This window comes from Microbulbifer sp. ABF4_143, assembly GCF_056160225.1.
In genome coordinates this window covers 1-17,764 of sequence record NZ_JBSWWT010000035.1, presented here as the reverse complement: position 1 = coordinate 17,764, position 17,764 = coordinate 1, and the positions used below count along the sequence as shown (strand labels likewise).

The following is a 17,764-nucleotide window of genomic DNA, read 5'->3' as shown; positions in this document are numbered from 1 at the left end:
AGAAAAGCCGGCTCGGAGCCGGCCTTCGAATCCGATTGCGGCCGGTGCATCACCTTTCTCGACCCGCCGCAATCCGATGGTTGGAGTATAGCCGCGGGGATTGGTTCCGCCGCGCCCTGTACTCGAAGGGAAGAATGCACCCGCCAGATTTCGCTGCGGTGACGTATTTATAAAATTTTTGTGACAGTGCGACGCCCGTTTCAACCACAGACTGTCTGCGAGAGGGAGCTCGCGGACAAGCCCCCGGGGATGGGGCCACGGCGTGTCCCGCCTAAGGCCACCGCTAGCAGGGGCGCCACCCAATTGCCTACAGAAAAGGGCGAACACCATGTCCGCCCCTTCATCATAACGTTCGCCGGCTCACTCCTGCCCTTCGCCGTTCTCGTCGAACAGGTGCCCCAGCTTGCCCTTCTTGGTGGACAGGTATTTGACGTTGTGCGGGTTGCGCCCCGTCTGGTGCGGTAGCCGCTCGACCACATCGATACCCAGTTCCTCCAGCGCCTTCACCTTGCGCGGGTTGTTGGTCATCAGGCGGATGGACTTGATGCCCAGGTGATCCACCATCGCCTTCAGGATCGAGTAGTCCCGCATATCGGCGCCGAAACCCAGCTGCTCGTTGGCCTCCACCGTGTCGGCGCCGCAGTCCTGCAGGCGGTAGGCGCGGATCTTGTTCAGCAGGCCGATACCGCGCCCCTCCTGGCGCAGGTAAAAGATGGCCCCGCGGCCCTCCATCGCGATACGGTGCATCGCGTGCTGCAGCTGGGCGCCGCAGTCGCAGCGCAGGGAAAAGAGGGCGTCGCCGGTCAGGCACTCGGAGTGAATGCGGGCCAGCAGCGGCTCGTCGGTGTCTATGTCCCCCATAGTGAGCACCACGTGCTCCTTGCCGGCCTCGGTATCCTCGAAGCCGTGCATTTCAAACATGCCCCAGGAGGTGGGCAGTTTGGAGGATTCCACATAGCGAATGGTCAAGTCATTACCTCTCAATTTCTCGCGCGCAGGACCAGGACCCCGTCCTGCTGTTCCATATCCACCCGACTCAGGAAGCTGTTGCCCAGCAGGGTGATATGGGGAAAATCGTCCGCGTGCACAGTGGCTTCCACATTGTGCAGCACGATGCCGCCGATGGTGACGCTGTTCAAGCGCAGTTTATAGGCGCGGGCTATACCGTTGGCCGTCGCCACCCGGATCGGCTGCGCCCGCTCCAGGTTCAGGCCCAGGCGCTTCGCGGTCGGGTAGTTGAACGCGATATTGGTGGCCCCGGTGTCCACCATCATGGTGACGCTGCGGCCATTGACCCAGGCGCTGGTGCTGTAGTGGCCGCGGCTGTCCGCGCTCAGGCGCACCTCGGCGCGCTTCGCCTTTGCGTAGCGGGCCGCGACCGGTGCATCCAGGGTCAGTTTCTGTTCGCGCCCGTCGATTTTCACCCGCGCATAGGCGGTGGTGGCCTCGACAAGCTGCACCCCCTCAGGGGATTTCTGCCCGGCCTTCAGCAGCCGCTGGCGGCCGTCGATTTCCAGCATCGCGCTGCTGCCGAAGAGCCCTTTCAGCTGCACCTGCTGCGCGGCGGCGGCCAGCGGCAAAATCAGACACAGCGTGAAGAGGAGTTTGCGCATCGGACTCCCCCTATCCAATCACCAGTGCGGTCAGCTGCAAAACCAGTGCCGCATAGACTGCCGCCAGTATATCGTCGAGCATAATCCCGACACCACCGTGCACCTGGCGGTCCGCCCAGCGGATCGGCTGTGGCTTGGCGATATCGAAGATCCGGAAGAGCGCGAAGCCGTACAGGGCCCAACCCCAGCCGGCCGGGGCCATAAACATTGTCAGCCAGTAGCCCACCATCTCATCCCAGACGATACCGCCATGGTCGTGTACGCCGAGTTTTTCCGCCGCGTCGCCGCACAGGTAGCAGCCCAGCAGTGCGGCGGCGAGCACCAGCGCCAGATACCAGCCCCAGGGCAGGCCGGCGAGCAGCCACCAGAATGGGATCGCGGCCAGAGTGCCGAAGGTGCCCGGCGCCTTGGGCGACAGGCCGGAGCCAAAGCCGAAGGCGAGCAGCATGGTCGGGTCGCGCAGCAGTTGGCCAAAGGTGGGATTTTTCATATTCAGATCAAAAGTGCTGGTAACCGGCGGATTCGGGGTGCCAGGGCTCGCCGTCCAGCCAGCTGCGCACCTCGCCTCCGCCCTCGATCACAGTGCCGATACGCACCGCGCTGAGGCCGAGCGCTTCCAGCGCCGGCAGCTGCCGCTGCGGCACGGTAAAGCACAGCTGGTAGTCGTCGCCGCCGGTGGCGGCCAGCGCCAGTGCGCCCTCGCCGGCCAGCCGCCGCGCGATCGGCGCCACCGGAAGTGCGTGCAGGTCGATATCGGCACTCACGCCGCTCGCCGCACAGATATGGCCGAGATCCGCCAGCAGGCCGTCGGAGATATCCAGGGCGCTGCTGGCGAGTGGGCCTATCGCGGCCGCCATTTCAAATTGCGGCTCGGGGAAATAGTAGGCCCTCTCCGCAGCCTCCGCGTCTGGCCCGCCGGCCAGTTTCTGCCCCAGTATCACCGGCAGTGCCGCGGCGGCCGCGCCGAGTGGGCCGCTGACGTAGATGGCGTCACCGACTCCGGCGCCGTCGCGACACAGCGGCGCACTGCTGCTACCGATCACCTGTATCGTGATCGACAATGGCCCCCGTGTGGTGTCGCCGCCGACCAGGGAAACGCCGTAGCCGCTGGCGGTCTGCAGCAGCCCGTCGGCAAACCGCCGCAGCCATTCCGCATCGCTGTGCGGCAATGTCAGCGCCAGGGTGAACCACAGGGGCTGCGCGTTCATCGCCGCCAGATCGCTGAGGTTGACCCGCAGCGCACGGGCGGCGATGGCCGCCGGGTCTGCATCCGCCGGGAAGTGCCGGTCCGCCACCAGGGTGTCCATCGAGGTGGCGAGCAGAGCGCCGGCCGGCGGCTGCAGCAGCGCACAGTCGTCGCCGATACCGAGCACGACGCCCGCGCCACGGGGTGCGCCGGCGAAGTAGTCGCGGATGATTTCGAACTCGCCCGGAGCAGCCCGCATATTGTGTTGTGCCTCAGGCGCTCTTGTCCGCAGCCACTTCCGCCGCGCGCAGATCCGCCGCGGTCTTATCCAGTATGCCGTTGATAAATTTGAAGGCGTCGGTGGGACCGAATTTTTTCGCCAGCGCCACCGATTCGTTGATCACCACCTTGTAGGGCACGTCGATACGGTTTTTCAGTTCGTAGGTGGACATGCGCAGCAGCGCGCGCGAGACCGGGTCCAGGTCGTCGATCTTGCGGTCCAGGTGCGGGCTGAAGGCGGCCTCAACCTCGTCGAGATTTTTCGCCACGCCGTAGAACAGATCGCGGAAGTACTCCACGTCCGTCTTGCTCATATCGTTGTCGGCGCGGAACTCGGCCTCGATGGTATTCAGGCTGGCGCCGGCCATGTGCCACTGGTAGAGCGCCTGCATGGCGTAGTGGCGCGCCTTGCGGCGCGCGGATGCGGTAACGGTCATTGTCTAATCCGATGATTACCCTGTAGGCGCGGCCCATGGCCGCGCCCCAGTTCAAAACTATTGCGCGAGTCTGATCGCGGCCGTGGGCCGCTCCTACAAATTCTTCCGAACTCTAAAATTAAATCTTGCCCAGCAGCGAAACCATTTCCAGTGCGGTTTCCGCCGCTTCGCAGCCCTTGTTGCCGGCCTTGGTGCCGGCGCGCTCTATGGCCTGCTCGATGGAATCCACGGTCAGCACGCCGAAAGTCACCGGAATACCGCTCGCCAGGGACACCTGGGCCAGGCCCTTGGTGCACTCGCCGGCGACGTATTCGAAGTGCGGCGTGCCGCCGCGGATCACCGCACCCAGGGCGATGATCGCATCGAATTTCTTACTCTCGGCCAGCTTCTGTGCGGCCAGCGGGAATTCGAAGGCGCCCGGCGCATAGTAGATGGTGATGTCCTCGTCCTTGATCCCCTTGCGGCGCAGGGTGTCCAGGGCGCCGTCTTTCAGGCTCTCGACCACGAAGCTGTTCCAGCGGCTGACCAGCAGCGCGTACTTGCCCTGGCAGTTGGTGAAATCGCCTTCGATCACTTGGATGTTGCTCATAATCTCTATTCCATTTTTTTCCCGATGGGCAGGCGCGCTCTGCCCATCCTACGGTTGAAGTATGTCTGTAGGATGGGCAAAGGAGCGAAGCGAGGTGCCCATCAGCGTATTCGCTATTCCTGCTCGACGTTCAGGTATTCTTCCACTTCCAGATCGAAGCCGGAGATGGCGCTGAACTTGAACGGCGCACTCATCAGGCGCATCTTGCGCACCTTCAGGTCGCGCAGTATCTGCGAGCCGGTGCCCACCTGCTTGTAGACCAGGTCCTGGCTCGGGCGCTGCTGTTTGCCACTGATCAGCCAGTCGATGCTCTCCTCGATTTCCTCGGTGGTCTCGTTGTGACAGATCACCACCACCACGCCCTTGCCCTCGTCGGCGATGCGCTGCATCGCGTGGCGGAAGGTCCAGGGGGTGAATTTCTCGTCGCCGCGGCGCAGAGTGAACAGGTCGCGCGTGGTGCTGGCCACATGCACGCGCACCAGCGTCGGCTCCTCCGGCGTCGGCTCGCCCTTGATAAAGGCGAAGTGGCGCTCGCGGCGGGCCTTGTCCAGATAGGTGCGCAGCTTGAATTCGCCGAACTCGGTCTGCACCCTGCGCTCGTTGGTGCACTCGACGGTCTTTTCGTTCAGGGCACGGTAGTTGATCAGGTCGGCGATGGTGCCGATCTTCAGGTTGTGGGTCTTGGCGAATTTTTCCAGATCCGGGCGCCGCGCCATGGTGCCGTCTTCGTTCATGATCTCGACGATCACCGCCGCCGGCTCGAAACCGGCCAGGCGCGCCAGGTCGCAGCCCGCCTCTGTGTGGCCGGCGCGGCTCAGCACGCCGCCGGGCTGGGCCATGATCGGGAAGATATGGCCGGGCTGAACTATGTCCGAGGGCTTGGCGTTGCGCGCGACGGCCGCGCGTATGGTGCGCGCGCGGTCGGCGGCGGAGATGCCGGTGGTGACGCCCTCGGCGGCCTCGATGGACACGGTGAAGTTGGTGCTGAACTGGGCACCGTTGTCCCGCGACATCAGCGGCAGGTCCAGCTGCTCGCAGCGCTCTTTGCTCATCGGCAGGCAGATCAGGCCGCGGGCGTGGGTGGCCATAAAGTTGATATCCTCGGCGCGCACCTGCTCGGCGGCCATGACCAGGTCGCCCTCGTTCTCGCGATCCTCGTCGTCCATCAGGATCACCATCTTGCCCTGGCGGATATCGTCGATCAGTTCTTCAACCGTATTTAATTCCATAAATCTCTCTTGGGTGTTTGATGGGCAGGCTTCGCTTTGCCCATCCTACAACGCTTTGTTCGCCTGCAAGCAGGCTCCTACAGCAGGGAGATGCGAAGGTCCTGCTGCCGGGTGGCCCCTTGCGGGACTGTCGGCGAGAGGGCCGAAGGCGCCGCGAGGGCGCGCAGCGGCTGGAAGCTCGCCGACAAGCCTACAGGGATGTATGCACGGCGTGTCCCGCAAGGGGCCACCCGCTAGCAGGGCCGCCCCCAAAGCCGGGTCACGCCTTGTAAAAACCGTGCTGCGCCAAAAATTCCACCGTCAGCCCGCCGCTGTCCGGCTCGGCGGCCTTGTCGCCGAGCAGCAGCCGCTCCAGATAGCGCGCGATCAGGTCCACTTCCAGGTTGACGCGGGTGCCGGCCCTGTAGCCGTCCATCACCGTTTCCTGCAGCGTGTGCGGCACTATGGTCAGCTCGAATTCGGCGCCGTCCACCGCGTTGACGGTCAGGCTGGTGCCGTCGACGGTGATCGAGCCCTTGTGGGCGATGTATTTGGCCAGTTCCGCCGGCGCGCGCAGGCGGAAGCGCTCGGCGCGGGCCTCGCGTTTGCGCCACAGCACCTCGCCGATACCGTCCACATGGCCGCTGACAATATGGCCGCCGAGGCGGGTCTGGGGCGTCAGCGCCTTTTCCAGATTGACCCTGTCGCCGAGTTTCCAGCTGCCGACGGTGGCCACCTTCAAAGTCTCCGCAGACACATCGGCCCAGTAGCCGTCGCCGGGCAGGTCCACCACCGTCAGGCAGACGCCGTTGGTGGCGATGCTGTCGCCCAGCTGCACGTCGGCCAGATCCAGCTTGCCGGTTTTGACCCGCAGGCGCAGGTCGCCGTCCTTGGGTTGCAGTTCGGCGATCTCGCCTACGGCTTCGACGATTCCGGTAAACATCTATCTCTCGATATCGGTTGTGGCGGTAATGCGCCAGTCGTGGCCGACCGCGCGCATATCGGTAATGGTGATCGGCAGCACCGAGCCCATGCGCTCTATCGGCAGTTCGAACAGCGGCCTGGCCGTACTGCCGAGCAGCTTCGGCGCCATATACACGATCAGCTCGTCCACATGGCCGCGGTACAGGAATTCGCCGGACAGGGTGGCGCCGCTCTCCACCAGCACCTCGTTGCACTGCCGCCGCGCCAGCTCTTTGAGCAGCGCCAGCAGGTCCACGCGGCCGCTCTTGTCCGCCGGCAGCACCAGCACCTCGGCACCGGCCTCTTCCAGACGCTGGCGGCGGGACAGGTCCGCCACCTCGGTGGTGACCACCAATGTGGGGGCGTCGCCCTGCAATATAAAGGCCTTGGGCGAGGTGCGCAGCCGGCTGTCGAGGATCACCCGCAGCGGCTGAACCTCTTGAATCGCTACCGCTTGGGCAGCCTGTTCGTTGGTCAGCAGCTCCAGGGCCATCTCGTCGGCGCGCACATTCAAATTGGGGTTGTCGAAGCGCACCGTCTCGACGCCGGTGACTATCGCGCAGCTGCGCGCGCGCAGCCGCTGCACATCGGCGCGCGCGGCGGGGCCTGTGACCCATTTGGACTCGCCGCTGGCCATGGCGGTGCGGCCGTCCAGGCTCATGGCCGACTTGCAGCGCACCAGCGGCAGGCCCAGGGTCATGCGTTTGATAAAGCCGGGATTCAGCGCGCGGCACTGCTCTTCCAGCAGCGGGCCCTCGATCTCGATACCGGCGTCTTTCAGCTTCTGCAGCCCCTCGCCGCCGACGGCCGGATTCGGGTCCTGCATACCGTAGACCACCTTGGCCACGCCGGCCGCGATCAGTGCATCGGCGCAGGGGCCGGTGCGGCCCGTGTGGCTGCAGGGTTCCAGCGTCACATAGGCGGTGGCGCCGCGGGCGCGCTCGCCCGCATCGTTCAACGCCTCGATCTCCGCGTGGGGCAGGCCGGCGCGCCTGTGCCAGCCCTCGCCGACTATCTCGCCGCCGTCGTCGGCGATCACACAGCCGACGCGGGGGTTGGGCATGGTGGTATAGAGGCCGCGCTCCGCCAGCTGGATCGCGCGGGCCATCAGTTCGCGCGGACTCATTCTTTCACCTTGGGCTTGCTGGTCAGCCGCTCGATTTCCTCGCTGAAATCACTGACGTCCTCGAAGCGGCGGTAGACGGACGCGAAGCGCACATAGGCCACCTGGTCCAGTTCGCGCAGTTGTTCCATGACCAGCTCGCCGATGGTGCGCGCCGGCAGCTCGCGCTCGCCGGTGGCCTGCAGGGCGTGCTTGATCTGGGATACCGCGGATTCCACCCGCTCGGTGCTGACCGGGCGTTTCTCCACCGCGCGCTGGATACCCGCGCGCAGCTTGTCCTCGTTGAAGGGCTCGCGCTGGCCGTTCTGTTTGATCACCCGCGGCAGCAGCAGCTCGGCCGTCTCGAAGGTGGTGAAACGCTCGTGGCACTGCAGACACTCGCGCCGGCGGCGCACCTGGTCGCCCTCGGCCACCAGGCGCGAATCGACTACTTTGGTTTCTTCTGCGCTGCAGAAAGGACAGTGCATGGGGGATTGGCCCTTGGGGGATTGAAAAACGGGCGGCAGTTTACCACAGCCGCGCCGACTCTTGAGCGGGGGCCGGTCAATCACCGGGGAATGCACCCCGGCAACGAAAAAGCGGCTCCGAAGAGCCGCTTTTTCACACAGTCGACAATCAGCCTTTGTAAACGGGGAACTTGGCGCAGATATCCAGTACCTTCTGCTTGACCTCATTGATGGTCGCCTCGGCGTCGCCCTTCTCCAGCGCGTCCAGCACGTCGCAGATCCAGTGGGTCAGCTGCTGGGTCTCCACGACGCCGAAGCCGCGGGTGGTGATGGCCGGGGTGCCGACGCGCAGGCCGCTGGTGATAAACGGCGAGCGCGGGTCGTTCGGCACCGCGTTCTTGTTCACGGTGATGTTGGCGCGGCCCAGGGCCTCGTCCGCATCCTTGCCCGTGTACTCCTTGCCGATCAGATCCACCAGCATCAGGTGGTCGTCGGTGCCGCCGGAGACGATATTGATACCGCGGTCGAGGAAGGTCTCGGCCATGGCGCGGGCGTTCTCCACCACCTTCTTCTGGTAGGCCTTGTACTCGGGGCTCATGGCCTCCTTGAAGGACACCGCCTTGGCCGCGATCACGTGCATCAGCGGGCCGCCCTGACCGCCCGGGAATACGGCGGAGTTGAGCTTCTTCTCGATCTCCTCGTTGGCGCGGGCCAGGATAATGCCGCCGCGCGGGCCGCGCAGGGTCTTGTGGGTGGTGGAGGTCACCACGTCGGCGTGGGGGATCGGCGACGGGTATTCACCGGCGGCGATCAGGCCGGCCACATGGGCCATATCCACGAACAGGTAGGCGCCCACCTTGTCGGCGATCTCGCGGAAGCGCGCCCAGTCCATCACGCGCGAGTAGGCGGAGAAGCCGGCCACGATCATCTTCGGCTTGTGCTCCAGGGCCAGGCGCTCCACTTCCTCGTAGTCCACCTCGCCGGTCTCCGGATTGAGGCCGTACTGCACCGCGTTGTAGATCTTGCCGGAGAAATTCACCCGCGCGCCGTGGGTCAGGTGGCCGCCGTGGGCCAGGCTCATGCCCAGCACCGTGTCGCCCGGGGCGCACAGGGCCTGATAGACGGCGGCATTGGCCTGGGAGCCGGAGTGCGGCTGCACATTGGCGTAGTCGGCGCCGAACAGCTGCTTGGCCCGCTCTATGGCCAGGGTCTCCACCTTGTCGACGTATTCACAGCCGCCGTAGTAGCGCTTGCCCGGATAGCCCTCGGCGTACTTGTTGGTCAGGCTGCTGCCCTGAGCCGCCATCACCAGCGGGCTGGTGTAGTTCTCGGACGCGATCAGCTCGATATGCTCTTCCTGGCGGCGGTCCTCCTCCTGGATGGCTTCCCAGATATCCGGGTCGTAGGAGGCAAGTGTGACTGATGAATCAAACATGGTGTTCCCTCGATAATACGGGCTGAGTCAGACGGGGTGAAACTATAGGGCTGAACTATAGAAAGGCGCGCATTGTACACCAAGGAAATCGGCACTGCGCAGAAATGACGGCGCGGTCAGGCCAAAGGTCGGACCGCGCAGGGAGGGAGGGGTTAGAAAGTCAGGGTCATGGTGCCGGACCAAAAGCCCACATCTTCCTCGATCATGGTGTATTCCAGCTCGATATTGGTGTTGGGGCTGTAGTTGAAGCCCACGCCGGCACCGAGGGAGATACCGGTGTCGTCCTCGCTGAAGCTGCCCACGGAGACATCCTCGTACAGCAGGCCCAGGCGGCCCTTGAAGTAGAGGTCGCCGTAGGAGCGGTAGGTGCCGTAGCCGGCCAGGGTCTGGATATCCACATCCACGTCGCGGACGAAGACGTCGGCCTCGCCGCTGATCAGCGAGTTGGTGTACTCGGCCTCGAAGCCCCAGCCGGAAGGCAGGGTGAAGCCGCCGCGCAGGCCCACGTTGAGCGGGCTGTCGGCGTTGGGCATATCGATATCCATCAGGCCCACGGTGGCGCCCCAGTAACCGCCCTCGGCGGAGGCGGCGGAAGAACAGACCAGCGCCAGTGCAGCTACACCTTTTGCAATCTTACGCATAGGAATTCCCCAATTTGTTGGTCAGACTTTTGTTCAATACAGAGTTGCGCGGATTTTAACCGCCCTGTTGCCCGCCGAACAGTTACCGGGTCACAGAAGTGGGGGTAATCGCCGCGGGGCATCCTGTGACCGCGGCCGCGGGGCCTTGGTTCCATACCCGCGGGCCCGGCCCGCGCGGATGCAACCGCGTGAAACCGCCGGGTCACATACTGTTGACGCAGCCAGACCCCGCGCAAAGCCGCCTCCACCCTGTGCGCGGATCTTCGATTCGCCCTATCCCACCCGCCGTTGCGCAAACTGCCCGCGGCTTGATCCAGATCAAGCGACCACTCCCGGGGCCGACAACAATGGGGGTATTCGGAAATCAATGGAGGCCAGGGATGAACGCTATCTATCGGCAACTGTGCCGCGACCACAAACATATGCGGCAGTTGCTCGACTGCTTCGAACAGCTGTTGCGCGACTTCAGCCATCGCGACAGAGACCCGGCCACGCTGGGGCTGATGCTGGACGCGCTGGACTATTTCTCCGTCTACCCGGACAAGTGGCACCACCCGGTGGAAGACCTGGTGTTTGAGTGCCTTCTGGGCAAACCCATCCACGACCGCGACGCGGTGATTGCGGCACAGCTGCAGCATCGGCGCATCGCCGCGGCCACCAAGCAGATGTGTGCGCTGTTTTACGCGGTGGCCAACGACGCCGCGGTGGAACGGCATACGCTGATGGGCGCCAGCCACGTCTACCTGCGGCTGCAGCGCGACCATATGGCACTCGAGAACAGCGCTATATTTCCGCAGGTGGAGCAGTATCTGACCGCCGAGGACTGGGACGCAATCCGCGTCCGGGTGCAGGAGCAGCGGGACCCGCTGTTCAACACCGAGACCAAAAAAATCTACGAATCCCTTCACCAGCACCTGACTGAACCGGCGGCCGCCGTCGCCTGAGCGGTTCACAAACGCACCAACCGGGAGGAAATATGGAAATCAAGCGTCACGGAATTTCGATCGGCGTCGAGCGCGTCGGCTCCGAGTTCTTTCTCTATATCAAGGCCATAGGCCGCCTCACCCACGAGGACTACGAGCGCATAACCCCGCTGATAGACTACGCGCTGCAGGGGGTCGACAAACCGCAGGTGCAGGTACTGGTGGACGCGCGGGACTTCGAGGGCTGGGAACTGCGCGCCGCCTGGGATGACTTCAAGCTGGCGCTGAAGCACGGCAATGAGTTTTCCAGGGTCGCCATACTCGGCGACGAAAAATGGCAGGAGATAGCCGCGCGCATCGCCTCCTGGTTTATCTCCGGCGAGGCGCGCTTCTTCGAGGAGCCGGAGGAGGCGCTGGACTGGCTGGCGCAGCCGCTACCGGAAAAGGGCTCCGCGCCCACCGGCTCCAAACAGCCGGGGCGGCGGATTTTTCCCGCGCACACCTGACTCTCCCTGATCCACGCATTCCGCTTTAAACGGCTGCAGTGGCGGCAAAGCACAGGGGCGGGTATTTCGAAACGCTGTAAATACGTCCCTGTCGCCAAGGGTTCGAAATACCCGCCCCAGTACTTTGCCTTCGATTTTGGCTGCAGGACTCTGTCAGCGACCGAACCCGGCATCGCTGGCCGTTTTGATTTCGCCCTTCCTCAACCGGCCGATTTCAGCCGTCGCTGTCGTAGCTGCAGTGGGTGCCGGCCAGCTCGCTGAGTCCGACCAGATCGAGGATCTCGACCTCGCGCCCGCTGACGCGGATCAGCTTTTCCTTCTGGAAGCGGGAAAACAACCGGCTGACCGTCTCCGCGGTGAGGCCCAGATAGTTGGCGATATCCGTGCGCGGCATCGACAGCACGAATTCACTGGCGGAATAGCCCCGGCGCGCGTAGCGGCTGGAGATATTGATCAGCAGTGCCGCCAGGCGCGTATCGGCGGAGCGCCTGCCGAGCAGCATCAGGATATCGTTTTCCTGTTTCAGCTCTTCGGAAAAGATGTTGTAGATCTGCTGCTGCAGCGCCGGCACCTGCTGCGCCAGCGTCTCCAGTTGGGAAAAGGGCAGCACGCAGACGCTGCTGTTCTCCAGCGCCTCGGCGTAGCTGGGGTGACTGCGGCCGCTGTAGGCGTCCAGGCCCAGCAGCTCCCCCGGCAGTGCGAAATGGGTCACCTGGGTATCGCCGTCGGTGGCGATCACCGCGGTCTTGAAGCTGCCGGAGCGAATCGCGTAGAGGTTGGCGAAGGGGTCGCCCGCGCGGTACAGGGTGTCGCCGGCCTTGACGACCTTCTTGCGGCGGGTGACCTGCTCCAGCCGGTCGATATCGCCCTCGGACAGGCCGGCGGGCAGGCACAGGCGCCTGACCGAGCAGTTGCCGCAACTTACTGCCTTGGAGGAATCAGTCATATCGAAACCGGATCGCAAACCATTGATACGGGGATTGTACCCCGGCCTCCGGTTACAGTCCCCCCTCACAGCACACGGGAGTAGCGGGCGGTGGTTTCCTGCCCGTGGAAGTAGCTGTCGAATGCGGAGGCCGCATTGCGCACGAACCAGCGCCCGCTCTCGGTGACGCTCAGGCTGTCGGCGTCGTCGCGCAGCAGGCCGTCATCGATCATCGGCTGCAAACGCTCCAGCTCCGCGCGGAAGTAGGCATCGAAGGGCGCACCGGCGCGGCGCGAGGCCTCGCCCTTGTCGAGGCGCAGGCGGCACATCAGCTCGCCGATCAGCCACTGGCGCAGCCGGTCGTCCTCATCCAGCAGCCAGCCGCGGCTGGCCGCCGACCCCCGCTCGCCGATGGCCTGGGTATAGTCTTTCAACTTGTGCAGGTTCTGCCAGTAGCCGTCGCGGCTGTAGCTGATCGCCGAGGCGCCAAGCCCCACCAGCGCGTCCGCCGGCATCAGCGTGTAGCCCTGGAAGTTGCGCTGCAGCATCCCGGCGTGGGCCGCCTTGGCCAGTTCGTCGTCCGGCTTGGCGAAGTGGTCCATGCCAAGGAACTCGTACCCGGCCTGCCCGAGGCGCGATACCGCGGCCAGCTGCATGGCAATCTTCTCCGCCGCCCCGGGGATCAAATCCGTTTCGATCAGCCGCTGCGCCTTGAAACGGTGCGGCAGGTGGGCGTAGTGGTAGAGGGCTATGCGGTCCGGTGCCAGTTCCAGCACCCGGTCCAGCGTGCGCTGCAGGCTGGCGACATCCTGCCGCGGCAGGCCGTAGATCAGATCGTAGGAGATGGACTCGAAGCCGCGCTCCCGCGCCGCCTCGGTCAGCCGAGCCACCTGCTCGGGGCTGCAGATACGGTTGATCGAGCGCTGTACCTCGATATTGAAATCCTGGATGCCGAGGCTGAGGCGGTTGAATCCCAGCTCGCGCAGGGTATCCAGGGTATCGATTTCGAGGGTGCGCGGATCCGCCTCTATGCTGTACTCGACCCCGTCGCCGGGGCGCAGTTCGAACACCTCCCCCAGCCCCTCGATCAGGCGGCGCAGGTCGCCGTCGCCGAGGAAAGTGGGCGTGCCGCCGCCCAGGTGCAGCTGTGTCACCGGTGCACCGGCGGTCTTGTCGCTATACCAGTGCGCCTCCCGCAGCAGGTGGTCGAGATAGCTGGAGGCGAGCCCGTACTGCCGGGTGATCACCTTGTTGCAGGCGCAGAAGTAGCACAGGGAGCGGCAGAAGGGGATATGTACATACAGCGACAGGCTGCGGATATCCCCCAGTGCGCGCCAGGGCTCGGCGGCGCCCAGCGGCGCGAAGCGGTCCGCGGTGGGATAGGATGTGTAGCGCGGACAGGGGCCGCTGTAGCGGGACAGCAGTTCCGCCGACAGGCCTGCGCTCTCCGGGTCGTGAGCCATGCTCTTCTACCTCTTGCAGTTCGATGCAGAGGTTAAGCGCCGCGGGATCTCCGCCCCTTGATCCAGATCAATTTTCCACCGCGCCGGCGGGGCGGCGGAACAGGTTCTGGATGCTGGAGAAATCCAGCTGCCGGTTCTCCTCGCTGCCGCCGTGCAACTGATAGAGGTTTTTCGCCAGCGCGCCCAGCGGCGTGGACGAGGCGCTGCCGGCGGCGGTGTCCATCGCCAGGCCCAGGTCCTTCAGCATCAGCGCCACCGCGAAGCCGCCGCTGTAGCCGTTGGCCGCGGGCACATTGTCCATCACCCCCGGATAGGGGTTGTACTTCTCCAGCGACCAGTTGCCGCCGGAGCTGGCCTTCATGATGTCCGACAGCACCTTCGGATCCAGGCCGTTGTCCACCCCCAGCTGCAGCGCCTCGGCGGTGCCGATCATATGGACGGCCAGCAGCATGTTGTTGCAGATCTTGGCCACCTGGCCGGAGCCGGCGGGGCCGGCGTGGAAGATATTCGCTCCCATGGCCTGCAGGAAGGGCCGCGCCGCGTCCAGCGCCGCCGCGTCGCCGCCGCACATAAACGACAATGTGCCGGCGGCGGCCGCGGCGGTGCCACCGGAGACGGGCGCGTCTATCGCGCGTATGCCGCGCTCGCCGGCGGCGGCGATCAGCTGGCGCGCGTCGCCCGCGGCGATGGTGGAGCAGTCGATGACCAATGTGTCCGGTTCCAGCGCCTGCAGCAGTCCGCGCGCCCCCAGGTAGAGCCCCTTGACCGCATCGCCGCTGGGCAGCATCGAGATCACCACATCGGCGCCCCGCACCGCCTGCTGCGCGCTCTCGCCGCGCTCGCAGCCGTTGCCCACCGCCTGTTGCAGCGCCGCCTCGGACAGGTCGAAGGCCGTTACCCCATAGCCCGCCGCGACCAAGTTGGCGGCCATCGGGCCGCCCATATTGCCGAGGCCGATAAAGGCGATTTTTTCCATTGTATGCACTCCTTTCTATTTATTCTTTATTCCCTGTGGGATGGCTTTGCCCATCCTACGAATCTACAAATCCGACAGCGGATTCCCGGCCCAGGGCGCCTCGAAACAGCGCTCGACTTCCCGCGCGGAAATCTCCTCCAGCGTCGCCGGCCGCCACACAGGCTGGCGGTCCTTGTCGATCAGCAGCGCCCTAACACCCTCTTTGAAATGGCCGCTGGCGCAGAGGTTGACCGCCAGCACCAGTTCCATCCGGAACACCTCCGCCAGGGACAGATACTTGCCGCGCTTCAGCTGTTCCCAGACGATCCAGGGGGTCAGCGGCGAGCCGGCGGCCAGGGTGGCGGCGGCCTTTTGCAGCCAGGGATCCCCGCCCCGGTAGCCGGTAATCGAGTGGCAGACTTCCGGCAGGGTCGCATAGTCGGTCAGCTGCTGTATCTGGTCGTAGTGGGCGCGCAGATTCGACGGCGGCTGTTCCGCCGGCGGCAACTGCAGCCGCTTCAGGCAGTCGCTGACCTGGCGGTGGTTGCGCTCGCTGTCGGCGAAGTATTCCAGCCCGGCCAGTTCCGTCAGCACGGTTTCGCGCCGCGCGTTCGGCAGCATGCGGTCCGCCATGCCGGCGAACAGCGCGTCGGCGCCGTTGAACTGGGCGCCGGTCAGGCCGAGGAAGAGCCCCAGGCGGCCGGGCATGCGGTTCAGAAACCAGCTGCCGCCGACGTCCGGGAAGAGCCCTATGGTCACCTCCGGCATGGCCATGCGCGTGGTCTCGGTGACTATGCGGTGGCTGGCGCCGGCCATAATGCCGATACCGCCGCCCATCACTATGCCGCCGCCCCAGACCACGATCGGCTTCCGGTAGCTGTGAATCTTGTGGTCGAGGCGGTATTCGCGCGAGAAGAAGCCGGTCGTGAACTCATAATCCGGCTTCTCGCCGTAGGCCGCGGACTCGCGGTAGAGGGCCACCACATCGCCGCCGGCGCAGAAGGCCTTGTCGCCGCTGCCGTCTATCCACACGGCGGCCACGCTGTCATCGCCGGCCCATTCGTCGAGTTTCTGCGACAGCAGCCCGATCATCTCCAGGTTGAGCGCGTTCAGCGCCTTGGGCAGACTGAGGGTCGCGGTCGCCAGGGCGCCGCGGCGGGAGAAGACTACGGGGGCATCACCCATTTGTTGCTGATCCATTTCTCTTCTTATCTCGCTTTGGATTGCGCCGCAGTTAACCACAGATGGGTGCCTTCGTCAGCCGCACGGAGGGCGCACGCCCCTAGAGTGCAGCCGGCCCTGCGGGCCGGTTGCACTTTTCCATCAACCTGATAAGTTGCGCGCAATTTCTGACCGACTCCCTTACTGGAATCCCAAATGGCCGAATACGTATACACGATGAACCGGGTGGGCAAGGTAGTACCGCCCAAGCGCGAGATCCTGAAGGATATCTCCCTGTCTTTCTTCCCCGGCGCCAAGATCGGCGTGCTGGGCTTAAACGGCGCCGGCAAGTCCACGCTGCTGCGCATCATGGCCGGGGTGGACCAGGACTACAACGGCGAGGCCCGCGCCATGCCGGGTATCAAGGTGGGCTACCTGCCCCAGGAGCCGCAGCTGGATCCGTCCAAGAATGTGCGCGGCAACGTCGAGGACGGCGTGCGCGAGGCGATAGACGCGCTGGCCGGCCTGGAGCAGGTCTACGCCGACTACGCCGAACCGGACGCCGACTTCGATGCGCTGGCCAAGAAACAGCAGCAGTACGAGGACATCATCCAGGCCTGGGACGCCCACAACCTGGAGCACCGTCTGGAAGTGGCCGCCGACGCGCTGCGCCTGCCGCCCTGGGATGCCGACGTGAACAACCTGTCCGGCGGTGAGAAGCGCCGCGTGGCCCTGTGCCGCCTGCTGCTGTCGCGCCCGGACATGCTGCTGCTGGACGAGCCCACCAACCACCTGGACGCGGAGTCCGTGTTCTGGCTGGAGCGCTTCCTGCACGACTTCAACGGCACCGTCGTGGCCATCACCCACGACCGCTACTTCCTCGACAATGTGGCCGGCTGGATTCTGGAGCTGGACCGCGGCCACGGCATCCCCTGGGAGGGCAACTACACCACCTGGCTGGAGCAGAAGGAGAAGCGTCTGGAGCAGGAGCAGAAATCCGAGCAGGCGCGCATGAAGTCCATGCAGAAGGAACTGGAGTGGGCGCGCCAGAACCCCAAGGGCCGCCAGTCCAAGAGCAAGGCCCGCCTGGCGCGCCTGGAGGAGATGCAGTCACAGGAGTTCCAGGCCCGCAACGAGACCAACGAGATCTACATTCCGCCGGGCGAGCGCCTGGGGGACAATGTGATCGAGTTCGTCAACGTGACCAAGGGCTTCGGCGACCGGCTGCTGATCGACAACCTGTCCTTCCGCGTGCCCAAGGGCGCCATCGTCGGTATCGTCGGCGGCAACGGCGCCGGCAAGTCGACGCTGTTCCGTATGATTACCGGCACCGAACAGCCGGACAGCGGCGAGATCAAGATCGGCGAGACGGTGAAGATCGCCTATGTCGAGCAGGGCCGCGAGAACCTGGACGACAACAAAACCGTCTGGGAGGCCATCTCCGACGGCCAGGACGTGCTGAAAATCAACAACTACGAGGTGGGCTCGCGCAACTACGTCGGCCGCTTCAACTTCAAGGGCAGTGACCAGCAGAAGCGCGTCGGCGAACTCTCCGGCGGTGAGCGCGGCCGTTTGCACCTGGCCTATACGCTCAAGCAGGGCGCCAATGTGCTGCTGCTGGACGAACCGTCCAACGACCTGGATATCGAGACACTGCGCGCGCTGGAAGAGGCACTGCTGAACTTCCCCGGCTGCGCCCTGGTGATCTCCCACGACCGCTGGTTCCTGGACCGGGTCGCGACCCATATCCTCGCCTACGAGGGCGGCAGCGAGGTGGTCTTCTTCGAGGGCAACTACACCGAGTACCACGAGGACTTCGTCAAGCGCAAAGGCGAGGACGCCACACCGCACCGGATGCAGTACAAGAAGCTCAAGACCTGATAAAAAAGCCCGCAGTTTGCGGGCTTTTTA

19 protein-coding genes are annotated in these 17,764 nt (G+C 64.8%); 3 read left to right on the top strand and 16 right to left on the bottom strand.

The features are described from left to right. Window positions 1-360: 360 nt before the first annotated feature. The 12 genes from ribA to ACXAF3_RS17640 form a co-directional block, all read right to left on the bottom strand. Window positions 361-969 (bottom strand): GTP cyclohydrolase II, encoded by a 609-nt coding sequence (gene ribA, locus ACXAF3_RS17695; RefSeq protein ID WP_475113620.1) that lies wholly within the window; start codon window positions 967-969, stop codon window positions 361-363. A gap of 11 nt (window positions 970-980) precedes the next feature. Further along, window positions 981-1,613 (bottom strand): retropepsin-like aspartic protease family protein, encoded by a 633-nt coding sequence (locus ACXAF3_RS17690; RefSeq protein WP_475113619.1) that lies wholly within the window; start codon window positions 1,611-1,613, stop codon window positions 981-983. 10 nt (window positions 1,614-1,623) lie between these two features. Continuing rightward, window positions 1,624-2,103, bottom strand: a complete 480-nt coding sequence (locus tag ACXAF3_RS17685; protein ID WP_475113618.1) for a phosphatidylglycerophosphatase A family protein — start codon at window positions 2,101-2,103, stop codon at window positions 1,624-1,626. A gap of 7 nt (window positions 2,104-2,110) precedes the next feature. Further along, window positions 2,111-3,058 carry a thiamine-phosphate kinase gene (gene thiL / locus ACXAF3_RS17680; protein WP_475113617.1) on the bottom strand — a complete coding sequence of 316 codons (948 nt, stop codon included), beginning with the start codon at window positions 3,056-3,058 and terminating at the stop codon, window positions 2,111-2,113. 13 nt (window positions 3,059-3,071) lie between these two features. Further along, window positions 3,072-3,515, bottom strand: a complete 444-nt coding sequence (gene nusB, locus ACXAF3_RS17675) for a transcription antitermination factor NusB (RefSeq protein ID WP_475113616.1) — start codon at window positions 3,513-3,515, stop codon at window positions 3,072-3,074. A 118-nt stretch (window positions 3,516-3,633) separates the two neighbouring features. After that, window positions 3,634-4,104 carry a 6,7-dimethyl-8-ribityllumazine synthase gene (gene ribH / locus ACXAF3_RS17670; RefSeq protein ID WP_475113615.1) on the bottom strand — a complete coding sequence of 157 codons (471 nt, stop codon included), beginning with the start codon at window positions 4,102-4,104 and terminating at the stop codon, window positions 3,634-3,636. Between the two features lie 113 nt (window positions 4,105-4,217). Continuing rightward, complete coding sequence (gene ribBA / locus ACXAF3_RS17665) at window positions 4,218-5,333, bottom strand: bifunctional 3,4-dihydroxy-2-butanone-4-phosphate synthase/GTP cyclohydrolase II (RefSeq protein WP_475113614.1); 1,116 nt, start codon at window positions 5,331-5,333, stop codon at window positions 4,218-4,220. Between the two features lie 259 nt (window positions 5,334-5,592). Continuing rightward, the gene (locus ACXAF3_RS17660; RefSeq protein ID WP_475113613.1) at window positions 5,593-6,255 is read right to left on the bottom strand and encodes a riboflavin synthase; all 663 of its coding nucleotides are present in this window, start codon (window positions 6,253-6,255) and stop codon (window positions 5,593-5,595) included. Further along, the gene (gene ribD / locus ACXAF3_RS17655) at window positions 6,256-7,401 is read right to left on the bottom strand and encodes a bifunctional diaminohydroxyphosphoribosylaminopyrimidine deaminase/5-amino-6-(5-phosphoribosylamino)uracil reductase RibD (RefSeq protein WP_475113612.1); all 1,146 of its coding nucleotides are present in this window, start codon (window positions 7,399-7,401) and stop codon (window positions 6,256-6,258) included. After that, the gene (nrdR, locus tag ACXAF3_RS17650) at window positions 7,398-7,865 is read right to left on the bottom strand and encodes a transcriptional regulator NrdR (RefSeq protein WP_475113611.1); all 468 of its coding nucleotides are present in this window, start codon (window positions 7,863-7,865) and stop codon (window positions 7,398-7,400) included. The genes ribD and nrdR overlap by 4 nt, the downstream gene beginning before the upstream one ends. A gap of 148 nt (window positions 7,866-8,013) precedes the next feature. Further along, a complete protein-coding gene (gene glyA, locus ACXAF3_RS17645) occupies window positions 8,014-9,279 on the bottom strand; it encodes a serine hydroxymethyltransferase (protein ID WP_475113610.1) in 1,266 nt (421 codons plus the stop codon). 152 nt (window positions 9,280-9,431) lie between these two features. Beyond that, a complete protein-coding gene (locus ACXAF3_RS17640; RefSeq protein WP_475113609.1) occupies window positions 9,432-9,920 on the bottom strand; it encodes an outer membrane beta-barrel protein in 489 nt (162 codons plus the stop codon). A 380-nt stretch (window positions 9,921-10,300) separates the two neighbouring features. Between ACXAF3_RS17640 and ACXAF3_RS17635 the strand changes: the two genes are divergently transcribed. Both ACXAF3_RS17635 and ACXAF3_RS17630 read left to right on the top strand, forming a co-directional pair. After that, window positions 10,301-10,864, top strand: a complete 564-nt coding sequence (locus ACXAF3_RS17635; protein WP_475113608.1) for a hemerythrin domain-containing protein — start codon at window positions 10,301-10,303, stop codon at window positions 10,862-10,864. A gap of 32 nt (window positions 10,865-10,896) precedes the next feature. After that, window positions 10,897-11,349, top strand: a complete 453-nt coding sequence (locus ACXAF3_RS17630) for a SpoIIAA family protein (protein WP_475113607.1) — start codon at window positions 10,897-10,899, stop codon at window positions 11,347-11,349. Between the two features lie 214 nt (window positions 11,350-11,563). On the opposite strand, the gene fnr is transcribed toward ACXAF3_RS17630, so the two are convergent. The 4 genes from fnr to ACXAF3_RS17610 all read right to left on the bottom strand — a co-directional run bounded on the left by fnr (window position 11,564) and on the right by ACXAF3_RS17610 (window position 15,892). Further along, the gene (gene fnr / locus ACXAF3_RS17625) at window positions 11,564-12,295 is read right to left on the bottom strand and encodes a fumarate/nitrate reduction transcriptional regulator Fnr (RefSeq protein ID WP_475113606.1); all 732 of its coding nucleotides are present in this window, start codon (window positions 12,293-12,295) and stop codon (window positions 11,564-11,566) included. A 65-nt stretch (window positions 12,296-12,360) separates the two neighbouring features. Next, window positions 12,361-13,737, bottom strand: coding sequence for an oxygen-independent coproporphyrinogen III oxidase (gene hemN, locus ACXAF3_RS17620; RefSeq protein ID WP_475113605.1), 1,377 nt, complete (start codon window positions 13,735-13,737; stop codon window positions 12,361-12,363). Between the two features lie 67 nt (window positions 13,738-13,804). Continuing rightward, a complete protein-coding gene (gene mmsB, locus ACXAF3_RS17615; RefSeq protein WP_475113604.1) occupies window positions 13,805-14,713 on the bottom strand; it encodes a 3-hydroxyisobutyrate dehydrogenase in 909 nt (302 codons plus the stop codon). Window positions 14,714-14,776: 63 nt separating this feature from the next. Beyond that, window positions 14,777-15,892, bottom strand: coding sequence for an enoyl-CoA hydratase/isomerase family protein (locus ACXAF3_RS17610; protein ID WP_475113603.1), 1,116 nt, complete (start codon window positions 15,890-15,892; stop codon window positions 14,777-14,779). A 177-nt stretch (window positions 15,893-16,069) separates the two neighbouring features. On the opposite strand from ACXAF3_RS17610, the gene ettA reads away from it, so the two are divergent. Continuing rightward, on the top strand, window positions 16,070-17,734 hold the full coding sequence (ettA, locus tag ACXAF3_RS17605) for an energy-dependent translational throttle protein EttA (RefSeq protein ID WP_475113602.1): 1,665 nt from the start codon (window positions 16,070-16,072) through the stop codon (window positions 17,732-17,734). The last annotated feature ends 30 nt before the right edge of the window (window positions 17,735-17,764 follow it).